6 protein-coding genes are annotated in these 13,959 nt (G+C 58.1%); 2 read left to right on the top strand and 4 right to left on the bottom strand.

The features are described 5' to 3' along the window. Positions 1 to 105: 105 nt before the first annotated feature. The 4 genes from ACFY68_RS12410 to ACFY68_RS12395 all read right to left on the bottom strand — a co-directional run bounded on the left by ACFY68_RS12410 (position 106) and on the right by ACFY68_RS12395 (position 9,094). Entirely contained in the window at positions 106 to 1,179 is a 1,074-nt protein-coding gene (locus ACFY68_RS12410; protein WP_387527419.1) for a fimbrial protein, read from the bottom strand. Further along, positions 1,179 to 3,752: a fimbria/pilus outer membrane usher protein gene (locus ACFY68_RS12405; protein ID WP_387527416.1), complete on the bottom strand. Its 2,574-nt coding sequence runs from the start codon at positions 3,750 to 3,752 to the stop codon at positions 1,179 to 1,181. The genes ACFY68_RS12410 and ACFY68_RS12405 overlap by 1 nt, the downstream gene beginning before the upstream one ends. 287 nt (positions 3,753 to 4,039) lie before the next feature. Beyond that, complete coding sequence (locus tag ACFY68_RS12400) at positions 4,040 to 7,606, bottom strand: RHS repeat-associated core domain-containing protein (protein ID WP_387527413.1); 3,567 nt, start codon at positions 7,604 to 7,606, stop codon at positions 4,040 to 4,042. A gap of 54 nt (positions 7,607 to 7,660) precedes the next feature. Then, entirely contained in the window at positions 7,661 to 9,094 is a 1,434-nt protein-coding gene (locus tag ACFY68_RS12395; RefSeq protein ID WP_387527410.1) for a hypothetical protein, read from the bottom strand. Between the two features lie 485 nt (positions 9,095 to 9,579). On the opposite strand from ACFY68_RS12395, the gene ACFY68_RS12390 reads away from it, so the two are divergent. Together ACFY68_RS12390 and ACFY68_RS12385 are read left to right on the top strand one after the other, a co-directional pair. After that, entirely contained in the window at positions 9,580 to 12,075 is a 2,496-nt protein-coding gene (locus tag ACFY68_RS12390) for a hypothetical protein (protein ID WP_387527407.1), read from the top strand. Beyond that, the gene (locus tag ACFY68_RS12385; RefSeq protein ID WP_387527404.1) at positions 12,068 to 13,891 is read left to right on the top strand and encodes a hypothetical protein; all 1,824 of its coding nucleotides are present in this window, start codon (positions 12,068 to 12,070) and stop codon (positions 13,889 to 13,891) included. Before ACFY68_RS12390 ends, ACFY68_RS12385 begins: the two co-directional genes overlap by 8 nt. Positions 13,892 to 13,959 lie beyond the last annotated feature (68 nt).

Here is a 13,959-nt window from a genome sequence, read left to right as displayed (position 1 = left end):
TGAATCTTCGAAAAAGACGCTTCGGCGTCTTTTTTCGTTTCCGATCATTTGTTTTTATCGTCACACAGGCCGCAGGGTATTCACCCTGCGGCCTTTTTTTGCACGTTATTTGTAGCTTACGGTAAAGGTCAGCCCCCCCTCGGCCAAGCCCGGGGTTATCACTGGTGCGCTCTTGTAGTAGCGCGCCTGGAAGTCCAGATGGGTAGTGCCGACGCTTATTGGCTTGACCATTTCCTCCGATTGCAGTGGCATGGGCGAGCCATCGCTACGTAGCAGCTGGATTTCAACCCCGGCGGCATCGGAAGCGCCACCCAGGCTAAAGCGTCCCTCAGCTGGAACGGTCGGCACCGAGCCATTGGCGCCATCCAGCTCGATGTACACATTCGCGGGGTTGGAGCTGGGGTCTTTGCACTCGTTGAGTGTTATCTGGAAGGGAACGGGCGGGGTCGCGGGGTTTGCCCCTGTGAAATCGGCAGGGGTGTAATTGCCGAGGTTCACCAGGCCCTGGCTTACTGAGTTGGAATTCAGCGAACACTGCGCCTGGTACACCTTGGCGGTTATGCCGTACTCCAAGACCTCGCCCAGGTTATGCAGTTGCCCATGAAACACAGTGCTGTTGACGTCGTGGGAGCCGGGTGCGATTGGCCCGGTCTTGATGAGCCAGGCATTGCCCCTGATAAGCGACACAACGACGTTGTAAGGCTGGGTTCGCAGGGTCCCCGAATAGGGTATGACAGGGGAGGTGCCAGGATCAGGGACGAAGGAGTTGCCGGCCCGGCCGTCAAAAGGCCAACCAAGCTCCATGTACACACCAATCCCGGGAATGTTGGTTTCCAGGATGCGGCCATTGATGTTCTTGCCACCCAGGGGGGGCAAGGTGCCAGAGAAGAATGGCGCGGTATTGGTGAGCCTTGCCTTGGGCGGGTTGAGAGCGTCCGGCCGGCACGAGACGCTGGCGCCCTCCCTGTTGAACTCGTCCATTGGGTAGTTGCCGATCACGGTACCGTCTGGGGCATCGCGGGGTACCCAGAATGTCTTCATGTCAAGCGCGTAGGTCATGTAGGTGGCGCCCGTCTGGAACGTACAGGTGGCGTAAGCGTTGCCAGAGAACAGGCCCAGGGCCAGGCAGCAGGCGGTCAGGCGCAAGCTGCGGTCGATGTTGAAGGTGAACGCGGTCATCAGAGCATTTCCTGGGTATTGTCGCCGGGCAGCAGGGGCTGGCTGCTGGCTACGGGCAGTTGGCAGTGCAGGGTTTGCAGGCGATAGCCACTCTCTTGTGCGAGTGCTTGCGGGTCGATGTTCAGTGTGCAGGCTTTATCGCTGGCCTCGCCCCACAGCACGCGTATTGTTTGCGGGCCTGTGATGCGGGTAGACACCAGCGCCTGGCCGGCCTGGCCGACCACACCCAGGCTCTGGCCATCGGCATCGAGCACCTGGGCGCCAAACGGCACGGGTTGGCCATTGGCCTGCCGCAGGGTCAGCACCAGGCGGGCCACATGCTCGATTTCGTAGCTGGCCTTGACCACCGCGCCGCGGCGCGGCACCACTTGCTGGCTGGCATTGCCAATCACCACTTCCGGCGAAAGGTCGTCGGTTTGCAGTACCAGTGAATTCAGCCGATAGGGGCGCAGGTACGGCACCAGTGCATAACCCTGGGTATTGGTACGCGCCGAGGGGGTGTTCTGTACGCCGACGCTGGACACATCGGGCACGTGGACCAAGGCCATGGTTTCGCCCAGGTGGCTGCCAAACGCCAGGCCGTCGCCATGCAGCATCACGGCACCGCTGGCGTTCACCGACATGCTGCGGTAGTCGTTGCCTTCGTTGTAGCCCATGCCGACACTGGCCTGGCTGCCCTGGTAGTTGATAGACAGCCCACCGCTGTTACGCCCCTGGCCGTCGTTGGCCAGCAAGGTGCTGTAGCTGAGCTGGTTGTCCAGCAAGCCGCCGCTGAGGCTGGCGCGTTCGCTGGTCCGGCCATTGTTGTTGCGCACGTCGAAGCTCGCCTGATGCTGGCGGCCAAAGTCCAGTGGCAGGCTCAAGCTCAGGCCGAACATGCGGCTGTCGTCGTTTTTCGAGTCCAGGGCCTGCGAGGCAAACAGGTTGACCGCGACCTTGCCCAGGCGGGTGGTGTATTGCAACTGGTACTGGCGGCGCTGGTGGCTGGTTTGCCAGTAGGTGTCCTGAGATAAGGTCAGGTTGAGTGCGCTGCGGTCACCGACGCTCTGGTACACCGATGCTTCCAGGCGGCTGCGGCGGTTGCCAAGGTAGCTGCTGGCATTACTACGTTGCCGCACCGCTTCGTCGAAGTCGCGGTAGCCCTCGGTCGAGTAGCGATAACCGGCGAAGCGCAGGTTGGTGCGGCTCTGGAAGCTTTTGCCGTAGCGCAAGGCAAAGCTGTGGCCCTGGGCGTCGCCCAGCGTGGTGCCCAGGGCGCTGGAGGAGCGGGTGACATCGAACGACAAAGCGCCTATCTGGCCGATGTCGCGGCCCATGCCCAGCACGCTGGCGTTGTAGTACTCGCTGGAAAGCACGCCGCCATACAGCGTAGTGTCCCAGACACCGCCGCGGGCCAGGGTGGCCTGCCAGAACAGCGGATCGTCGAGTTGTTCGGCGCCATCGTAGCGGCCCACGGTCGCGCTGTAGCGCCACACGCCTTCGCGCAGCAGGCTGCCCATGCTCGAGTAGGGTTGAGTAAAGCGGCGGATCTGGCCATCGGCTTCGGTGATGACCACTTCCAGCTCGCCATGGCCAGAGCCCACGCTGAGGTCGTCGATGGCGTAAGGGCCAGGCGCAACGTAGCTGGAATAGATGGGGTAGCCATTGTGCAGGATTTCTACCTTGGCACGGCTTTGGGCTACCCCGCGGATTACTGGCGCGTAATGCTGCATTGCATCGGGCAGCATGCCCGAGTCGGACGCCACCTGCGCGCCTGTGAAGCGCACGCTGCGGAACATGTCGCTGTTGGTGAAGGTCTCGCCCAGGGTGAGGTTGGCCTGCAGGCCGGGCAGGTCGCGCTGCGCGAACGTGTCGCTACGGGTCCAGCGGCGTGCCCCATCGGCCTCCTCGCGCAGTGCCTGCTTGCTGCGCAGGCGCCAGGGCCCCAGGTTAACGCCGCTGTTCAGGTACAGGTCCTGGCTGCTGCGGCTGCGGCCATCGCGCTGGCTGCTGTGCTGGGCCGAAGCCTGGTAACTGATGAAGGCGGCGTTGATGCCGTTGCTCCAGCGGGCCTCGGGCACGCTGCCCGTACGGTCCTGGCGCAGGGCGATTTGCGGGATCGACAGCGACACGTGCAACTGTGCGGGGTCGAAATCGGCACTGGCGTGTGTTACCAGCTGCGCCAGGTCCACGCAGCTGTCGTCGACTGGCAGGGGTGTTTCCAGGGCCTGCTCGCGCAGCTCGAGGGTGCGTAGCAGTTCGGCCGTCAGGCAGGGCTGCAACCCTTTGCCATTCGGGCCCTCAATGAAGTCGATGTCCTGTTCGTGCAGGGGGCTGAGGTTGAGCGAGACCTGTACCCGGTAGCGCCCCGGCGGCAGGAGTGCCTGCGCGGCCAGGTTTTGCAGCGCCAAGGCCCCGGCCTCGGCGGACTGGCCGGGGGCCTGGCGCATGAAGCCGGGCTGGAAGGCAATGTCGGACGGGGCTGCCAAGGCAGGGTGGGCAAGGGCCAATGCCAGGCAGCCGCCAAGCAGTGGCGGCAGCGGGGCGAGGCGCGGGCGCAACGGCAAGAGCCTGCGCCGTTCGAGCTGGAGCATGAGCGTGTCCTGGGCGGCGCCGACGGACGATGCACAGTGGGCTCGTGGCAGGCGCCTGAAGCGAATGACGGGGCGTGCAGGCAGTTGTCTGCCGGGTCACGTTGAAAAGGCGGGGGCAGGTTAGAGGGCCGTCAGGGCTGGGGATGTAGGAAAAGGCTTCTGATTTCTTGGGATAAAAGGATGTTCTGGTGGTTATCTTGATGCTTGATGAGGCGTCTCGCTGCCAGAGGCAGCGAGACGTATAACCCGTTAGGGTGAGGGGTGAACTGGCCTACCGGTGTCCAAAATTACTTGGTCGCGTTAGGTGGGGCAGTGTAGAAACTTCCGTCATTAGCAGTATGCAATATGTACCTATTGTCCTCGCTCAGTGTTGTCAGATCAAGCTTGAAGCCATGGGGGGACGATGCTGCGCCGGTTGCGCTGCTAACGACATTCGTCTGAGAGACTGTGGAGGAACTTGTCCGAGAAGTGTTACTCGCCTGAGAAGCCGTGTTACTCGCCTGAGAAGACGTGCTAGAAGCCCTACTGCTTGTGGAGGACATCGACGGCGACCTTGATCTCACAGGTGATGACGTCCCAGGCTCAGTTATTGCGCGAATAGACGCACGAGTACGGCTGGGCTGAATTCTACCTGAGGTCTTTTGTATGAAGGTGTATGTTCGGTTATCAATATTTGTTACCACACTAGCATTGGTAGTTGCGGGCGCCGCTTGAGCACCCTTGGCAGCCGACTTTGCCGCTTTCGTAGCCCCAGCCGCAAATCCGCCCGCAAACATGCCGATAACGGAGAACACATTCGAGAAGTTGTGCAGCATGCCCGAAAGTTCCGGGTTTTCGTACGTGTAGTATGTCGCCACCCCCGCCAGGCCCGCAGCAGCGAGGTTGGCACCCGCGCTGATGGCGGCCGGAAGCGACCACGGCACGGTGAGCACCCCTACGACGAAAATGGCGGCGAGAGCAGCGACGCCCAACCAGGCATACCAAGGTACGTTGGGTGTGTCTTCTCTGCGCAGTTCCAGCGGTGCCTGGCGGCCACGGGTCACGGGTTCACCGCGATGGCCGGTGGGGTCGTGCCAGTAAACCGGATTGCCCAGGGCATACACGTACGGGTTGATGCCGGCCTCCTCAGGCGGCATCGAGTCTGGGCTGTGGAAGCGCATCAGGCCAGGGTTGTAGGCGCGGTAGCCGCTGCCCAGCAGGTACCAGCCCAAAGCGCGCTCGCGGGCTTCGCCGTTGAAGGCCAGCAGGCTGCGCAGGGGCTGCCCGGCGTCCTCGGGCAGTTGTTCACCGTACGGGGCGTAGTGGGCATGGCGCGTACCGTCGGCATCGTACTCGGTGTTCACGCTGCCTGCATGGTCGGTAAGCAGCAGTGTGGCTTTGCCGGCTTGTTGTTGTGCCCGAGGTTGGCCGCCGGCGTGCAGGTACTCGGTGAGCAGGCCGTCTTCCAATATGCTGTCCAGGCTATGGCCCAGGTAGCGGCGCTGCATCTTCGCGTCATTGCCCGAGTACAGCAGCTGATCATGCCCGTCATAGCGGTACTGCGCCGTCACCTGCCGGTTGGCGTCCTGCACCTGCTGCAGGCGGCCAAGGCTGTCGTAGTACAAGGTATTGCCGCGCTCATCGTTGAGCATGTTGCCCAGTTCGTCGTAGCTGAAGGTCTGTTCTTCCGGGTAGCCTTCAGGTGGCACATCATGGGTGACCTTTTCCAGTCGGAAGATGTCATGAGCGCTGTAGGTGAAGTACGCAGTGTCCCTATCGCCGTCATTGAACACTGTGCGGCAGCGTATGATGTTGTCTACCGCGTCGAACTGGAACATCTGGGTTGTGATCTGCCGGCCGCTGGCGGTTTCGACAGGGCAATCGTATTTGCTCAGGCGGCCAAGATTGTCATACTCGTACTTTTCCTCACGCAGTTTTTGCCCGTCTTGCCACAGAGTTCGCGAATGCAGCATGTCGTTGTCCAGCCACACTTGTACCAGCTGGCGTGCCTGGCCGTTGACGCACAAGGTGCGGCGGGTTTCCCTGCCCAGGCTGTCATAGTGCTGGGTGCACAGTGTCACATGTTGCTGTTGCGCGTCGGCGTTGCTGGTGTCGCGGGTTTCGGTGGTCTCCAGCAGGCCGGTGTCTTCGGCGTAGGTCAGCGTCGACTTGAGATTGCCCTGTACCACCGATACCAGCCGACCGTGGTCATCGAAGTCATAGTCGCAGGCTTGGCCATCGCTGTGCTTGCGCTGTGTCGGCAGGCCTTGCCAGGAGTGCTGGTAAGTGACGCTGTAAGGCGTACCCTCAGTCTCAGTCAGGTGTTCTTCGCTAATGTCGCCTTGGTCGGTGTACTTATAACTGCGTTTACCCAATGCATTGTTGGCGTGGGTAATTTCTGCGCTCTCGGGGTGATACACGAAGTCTGCGCTCTGCTGCTCCTCCTGGCGGGTACGGCCGTCCTCGTCCTCCAGTTTTGCAATAAGCTCGCTGGGTTGCTCGGTCAGTTCTGGCTTGTACTTATAGCTGATCACCCGCTTGCGGGTGCCTTTGTTTGTGGCCACCAGGCTGAACGCCGTGCGCTTGTCGACCAACTGGGTCAGGCCCTGATAGGTGTATTCCTCCACCCGCGAACCCACGGTCATGCTCACCAGGCGGCCAAGCCCGTCGAACTTGCGCTCGCAGAGCATCTGCACAGGTTTGTCTTTTTTCTCTTTCAACTGCAGTTCAGTGACGAGTTCGCCCATGCTGTGGGGGGCGAACGTGCGTATCAAGGTCGAGCCATCTGGCCGCTGATTGGTAGTCATGCGGCCCAAGGCGTCATAGGTGAACTTGCTGGTGCGTTTGATGACCTCGTTGTCGTCTTTCGGGTCCAGGATAGTTTCGGTCCGGCTCAGGCAGCGGCCGAGCCCGTCGTAGGTGAAGTCAGTGTGGCCGGCCCTGCGTGTAACCCGTTGCTTGCCTCCCTCAGGGGGATCCACTTCTTCCTCCAGCAGGCGGTACTCGTAAACCGGTTTGCTGAAGCGGTTGAGCTTGCTGACGGTCTGTTGCAGCCTCTGCCCGGGCGCTTTCGGGCTTTCGATCCAGCGGGTGACCAGTTGGCCACCAGGCTCGAGCGGCGTAGCGTCGATACATTCCTTGATGCCGTCAGGGCGCACTTCTTCACACAGTTGGCCCCAGCCGTCGTACTCGTAGCTTGACTTCAACTCGAGCACGCGCGGCTGTGGCTTGCCGTCTTTGTCCGGCAGGTAGTCATAGCCGATTTCGCTCACCAGGCGGCCCGCCGAGTCATAGTCCAGCTCGGCTACCTTGCGCGTCACGACCTCTTTTGTCACGGCGTCCCAGGCTTTACGCTCTTCCCGGATGGGGCGGTGGCAGCCATCGAATACGGTGCGGGTGACGACTTTCTTGCTGTCGGTGACTTCCTCACAACTACGTTTGCGCCCATCTTCTTCGAGCTGCGTGTAGACCGTGGTGCGTCTGGTGGCATGGCCGGCAGGGTTCGCGACTTCCGCGGTTACACGGCCCAGTACGTCATACTCATAGCTTGTAAATACGTTATTGGCATCGTGCTCCAATACCACCTGGCCGTTGTGCAGGGAATAGGTGGTGGCCGTTTTTTTCGCTAGCGTGTGGGTATGATCAGTAAAGGTTTCGGTGCTGCAACTCCAGGTGAGCTCGCCATTGCCGTCCTCGACCTTTTTGTAATTCCACTTGCTGGTGGTGCTTGCATCGTTGATTCGCGTTTCTTGTTCGTCCACCCGGCCATGCAGGAACGGGGTGTCGGGTTTATGCAGATAGTTGCGAATTTTGGTGTGCAGCAACTGGCGCGCATCGCCCTCGCCTTCGAAGATAGCTTCCCGTTCCAGCGACATCCATCCTGGCATTGTCAGGTCGGGGTCAACCTGTTGCAGTGCCGTCAGTTTAATCTAGAAGAATTCGCTGCTTATGATCTGGGCCTGCGGTTCGCCCGGGCTGGACGGGGCGGCAGGGTAGATGACGACGGACTTGAGGTTGCGTTCGAATTCCTCCGGGTCATCCGCACCACTGTAATACTCGCGCACCATGCGCGTGCCGTCGGCTTTGAGTTCCGTCAACACGTTGCCATAGCGGTCGTATGTGGTTTTCGTTTGCTCGTAGTCGCCTACCATTGGGTCATCCGCCTTCGTCCAGGATTTTGTCACGGTGTCTGGAAGCTGGAAGTGCTCAGGCTGGTATTTGAATTCTAGGTTATCTACTTCGTGATACTTCGTTGTAATGGTCTCGATGCAGCCATTGTCTGTGGTGACCTGGGACGTCATCAAATGGAAGCGGTTAAATGTGCTTACGACCGTCCGGTAGACGTCTTTATTCCGATAATGCTTGGCGGTAGAGCTGTATTTAAAGGTAGTGCCTGTATAGCGGTAGAGTTGGTCCGTGCCGTCTTCGTTTCCGTAAGTCAGGCCTGTGCCGTTGCCCAGGAAGTTGTCGGTGGAGTATGTGTATTTCGTAAGTATGTGAGTGCTCTCCTTCCGTATATCAGGCTTGACCCAGTGCTCATCAACTGAAGGTAGATACCGTGCGATACCAGGGTACTTATGGCCTCCAGTACCTTCGTGGTAAGTGATCGTCTCCACACCTTTGTCAGGGTTTTCGACGCTGGTCAGGAAGGGGAATCCGTCGTAAAAGTCGTAGTCCAGTTCCCAGTATTCTTCACTTGATGTAGGTAGGGTGACTTTTTGCAGTTTTTCTTGATGCAGGTCCAGTGTGTACCGGGCCGAGCTGCGGGTGTTCGGGTTGAACGTAAGCTCCGTCCGAAAGTCTGTGGGGTATTTTATTTCCAGCAGTATACGGCCAGTGTCATCGGTGATGTGTTCTAGGCGTACCTTGCTCGGGGTCTTATTGTCGTAGCATAGGGTGATACCGTGGCCAGAAGGCCCGATGACGCGCGTAGGCACGGCGACAGTAGTATCATTTTCCTGGGGCTCGAGTATTTCGACCAGGCCGCCTTTATGTGCAATACGAAAGCGCTCTTTATTGCCTGTGCTGATATTGCTGAAGTGAAAGCTGTCTATTTTTTTTTCTACGATAACGGGCTTGTTGCCAGGGCCGTTGTCTGCAACTAGGAAGGATTCACCCGTGTGCAGCGAGAGCATGCCGGGGTCGATCTTGAAACTGCTGAGTTTCAGGCTCCAGCCGATACCAAACCCTTTGTTATCTTTGCTCATTGGGTTAAAGCTCAATTGCAAGGGCAGGTCGGGGCCGCACAGGTCATTGGCGTTCAAGGCCGGAAGAGCAATGGACAGCGTGTACAGGCCAGTACGGGGGTCGACACTGCTCTGCATGAAACTTGAAAAATTGAAGGCATTCGATGTAGTTGCCATGATTGCAGGGTTCCTGAGTGTGCGCTATGCGTTTAATAGCCGGTGTGAAGCTATGGGGCCTATACCGGGCATGTTCGGGGGCGCGAGTTGGCGCTCCCTCTCACTGCCGCGAGGGCGTCAGGCTTAGTTCGAAACAACTGGTCTGCCGCGAAGACTAGGATAAAAAAATGATGTGCGCACCTGGCAGAATTACCAGGTACGCCTACCCCCACCGCCAGGGGTGGCGTGCGGGCTACCTGTTATTTTTGCCAGTTGTGCAGCAGGGGAGACTCCTCTAAAACTGTTGTGGCGAGCAACCAAGGTGGGTGACAGGCTGGAGCAGCGCCGTTAACGCTCTGTTTATTAATCTGCTCGACGAGTGTGCCTGCTTATCCAAGCAGCGTGCAGGCCCTCAACACTTCTTTTAATTGTTTATTCGGGCTGTTTACTTTTTTTGAGTGCAGGGCCCAGAGAGGGCGTGCCGCTACGTTATATGGAGATCTGTCATGGCTAGACCAACACTGGAGCAATATTACAAGTATTTGGCAGCGGCGCCTCGAACCTTCGGGTGGGGTGCGCTTTTGGTCTATGACCGCAAAAAGGCAAACCTTCTGCTAATGCAGGAGCATATTCTGCGCGCCGATAAAAAGGCCTGGATCGAACCGGTATCGGGTGAAACGGAGACGGAGAACGGAAAAGTTACCCGGCTGTCCAACTTTACGTTCGGTGCACCGGTACTGTCGTTCGAGAACGCGAACATAGGCAGCTCGATGGCCGCCTTGAGTATGCCAGTGGTGGGCGGCAAGCTGACCGAATGGAGCCGGGCGTCAGGTGCGACGTTGCCAACGCTGGTGGGTATCTCGCACCTTGACCCGCTGACCGCGCCCCGCGTGAAGATGAACATCAAGCTCAACGAGGGCAAAGGCGGTGTAGTTGGTGAAGACGGTCGCGTGTATCTGGACTTGTCGGATAGCACTGCTTATTACTTTGAAGTGAGCCAATGGGAAGAACTGAACATCAAGTTGGGTGATTTGATTGCGAAGAAGTTCAAGGATCCCGAGCGGGGCGAGCAAATTTGGGTGTTGAATACGCTGGCACCTGTCGAGGGCACATTGAACCCGACCACCTTCAGGGTTCGCACGCACTCCCTGGGCAAGGCGGGTAACCCGGTGGCCAGTACGAGCCTGGCAGAGCTGGACGACGGTGCGATCATTGTGGGTGTAGCGTTCAATGGCGCCCCGAATGGTGGGTTTCCTGGGGGGGATGAGGACATGCCGTATTTGCTGCCTGAGCGGCAGTCGGGTGCTCCGTATTCTTTGAACGTTGTTCTGAGTGACGAAGTGTGGGCAAAAAACGTTTTAAGTAGTTTGTTGGGCGGTCTTGCTGATACGGAATTCGTCCCCAGCGAGATTACGTACAGAAAAAATGCGCTGGGCTTCATTTCTGAGGCAGATGTGGGAGCGATTAAGTTTCAGTCGCAACATACGATGGTGCATAATTCCAATTTGAGGTGTGAATTCTATATCTATGGCGATTTAGGCCAGCTCACGGTGTCTTTCGCTCCTGGTAGGCTTGATCTCAAGTGGCATTATGCAGGGGAAATTGAGAATGGTATTCGGGTGGAGATAAATGTCGAGGGTTATTGGGAGAAACATGAAGTTCCATTGGGACTTGATCTTCATGCGTCCTGCTCTTTCTCAATAGGTTTGGAGGGCGGCGTAGCGACGCTGTCTAAGGGTAAGGTACTCGTTGGCGGTGATTGGAGCGGGTTTAAGTTAGATCCCGAAGAAGTAACAGAGAGGTGGGCCCGTTTTATAAGTTTTGTAGAGGGCCACGCTGGGAAGGTTTTCGATGAATTTGCGGGGAGGCTCGAAGTTGTTGACCTACTGCGCCTCAATGGCCTGCTCTTTCGCAATGAGCAACGCTCCGTAGCTGATACGCTCGCCACCCCTGGGGATGTGACGATGCTAGGCGAACTGGCCCCCACCCTCACTGCCTTCGCGATCGATCCGATCGAGAAAACTCTTATCGCCGGGGGCACGCATCCGCTAACTCTCACCCCCGCACCCCAGCCTGGCGAAGAGGTGAAATGGGAAGTCAAGGCGCTGCCAGGCGATCCCGAAAACCCCGAGGGGCCTGAGCAGTTGGGCGCAATCGTCGACGGCATATACACAGCGCCCAAGGCGGACACCATTACTGGCACGTTCCGTCAGGTCATCATCACCGCAACGGTGGGCGATACCAGCAGCAGCGCCCTGTTCACTGTCGTGCCCAGGTCCGTAGCGGTAAGGCCGATGCTGCTTAATGCACTCTATTCCAACCCCGGCCAACCGCAACGCTATGTGCTGGAGGGGGGAAGTGTCGATTCGGAATTGGTCTGGGCCAAGGGTGACGGTTTCAAAGGTGAGCTGCGTGACCCTATAGAGGACGAATATGACGAGTTGAAGATCCCCAGGGACAAGCAAGTTAAGGTCTATGTCGCCCCCCTGCGCGAACCGGCAACTGGACCGGTACTTGGCTCGCTCATGCAACTGGACCAGGTGCACGTTACTGGTGGAGGTCGTACCGAAACCATCGATATCACGGTTCTCTGGGCGCAGGCCTCTGCAACTTTGAAGGTGGAGGCACTGGATGGTGGAGCGCTGAAACTGGTGCTGAACGTTGCCGACTGGGAACACGGGTCGATAGACCTGCCTCCTGCGGAGACAAAATGGTTCGTGGCCAAGGGCAAAGAAACTGTTGATGAGGGCACGGGTATCTACAAGCCGGGGTTGGATGAAGGCGATTACGTGATCATTGCCGGTGTCGGGCGCGTTTCAGGTCAGTGGAATTACGCTGTTCTGCCGATCCCATACACCCCTGAAGAAGCCCAGGCGTTCGATGAGGTGAACCTAGCCATGAGTGGCACGAACGCCAACGCTCTTTACACTGAGGAGCAGATCAAGGCCTTTGAAGCGGTGAAAAAAGCCTTCAGCAGTTTTGGAGCTTCTCAACATGAATGAGCGGCTAGATCAAGACAAGGCTCTGGAGCTGGAGGCGCCCACGATTGAGGGCCTAACTGCATTCAATGAAATCGATGTGGATGCATTGGCCGGTCGCCCGCTGAAGACCTTAATCAAGTACACGGGCATGGCGGTACAGGACACGGTTGAGATGCTTTGGCTCGGTCGTGGCGCTGCCGGTGACGCCTGGGACCATGACGGAGTGCATGTCGTTCAGAGTTGGGATTTAGCAAATGGCTTCGAAGTCGAAATTGGCTACGACTATATCAAAGGTGCCGAGGGGGGGGAGGCCTTTTATTCCTACACTAGTAAGCCGAAGGACTCCCCGCAAATAGCAACATCATTACGAACCTTTTGTTATATCGGGGTAAGGGACCGCGGACAAGATGAAACGCTGTCTGTACTGCAAGTGGTAGACTCCCATGGCTTGATTATTCAGCCTGACAAGCTCCCGAGTTCAGGGATGCGTGTTGTAGTGCCCCCCTATCAGGCGATGCAGATAGGTGACAAGGTTACCCTGACAGTCGAATGCTATGAGCCGGACGGTAAGCTCGACGACACGTGGGAAGAAGAAGTAACCGTCGCAGAGGAGCATTTCGGAGAAAGCGCAATCAGTGGCGCGGTACCCAATGAATACTTTTACTGGATTGACCCAGGCTATGTACTTGCCTTCTATGAGATCGCATTTGCAGTGGGTGGGGATTTGAAATCGCCTGTGCAACGGCTGGAGGTCAAATCCGGCAGCGCCCTACCAGGCTATCTTGGCAAACCCACGATCGATGGGTACGTCGAAGGCCAGCCGCTGGACCCGCTGAGCTTCCCCGATGGCCTGCTGGTCAAGCTGCCGGCTTATCCTGGCATTGCAGATTCAGACTACCTCACCGTGCAGTGGTCCGTCCCCGGAGGCCACCTGCACATGCGATCGGCGCGGGTCGACCCTAGCACCCGGGCAGCCGCTTCGATCCCGTTTCATATCAGCCCGACAATGCTGGCTTTCAGCCAGGGCACCGATGTGAGCGTCTCTTACCTGTATGGGCGAGAAGGTGAAGCACTGCGTTCAGACGTTTTGCTAGTTACCGTGGAAGATGCACGCATGCTGGAGGTGCCGGTGATTGAGGGCGTTTCAAGGGATGGTGCAGCGGGCAGCGGCCATATATTGGCTGATCTGTCTACATCAGGTGTTTACGTCAATGTGCCGCGCGGCATCATGTTGCCGGATGAGGAGGCGCAGGTGCATTGGGTTGGTATTGGGCCGCTTGGCGAATACGTGGCCGAAAAGCCTGCCGCCCCGGACGAGCCGTTGCGTTTCCTTATTCCGCCCGAACAGGTGCCTGGCAACATGGGGCGTACCTCTGTGGATACCAGTTGGCGGTTCGAAGTGTTCTATAGGCTGTCGAACAAGGATACCGGCACGTACATCGATTCGAAGCCTTACATGTTGCGTATCAAACCATTGGATCGTGCAACGCTGCCGACGGTCGATTTGACTGATGGCCCCGTTTACCTCGGCCGGTTGCCTGAAGCTGGAGCCAGGTTGAACATGATTACCTGGCCGTTTATTGACAAGAGGCAACTGCTGACCATCGTGATGGAAGGGGTGAACCCTCGGGGTGAGGCTGTGCAGTATATTGTTCGGGACGGAAAGCCAATTACGGACGCCGAAGTGCGTAATGGCGTGAATGATGAATGGTTGCCCAAGTCCGAACTCCTAAAGCTGTCGGTAGGCGATAACTTCACTTTGTATGCTTGTGTGAGTTTCAATGATGGAGCGTTTTATTTGAAATTCCGGTCGCAGTCGACGAAGCTTAATCGGTAATTTTATTCGGGCTGTTTGCTTTTCTTGCGTGCAGGGCCCAGAGAGGCCGTGCCGCTACGTTATATGGA

This window comes from Pseudomonas sp. NPDC012596 (assembly GCF_042902325.1).
GTDB lineage: Bacteria > Pseudomonadota > Gammaproteobacteria > Pseudomonadales > Pseudomonadaceae > Aquipseudomonas.
This window is presented reverse-complemented; position numbering and strand designations above follow the sequence as displayed.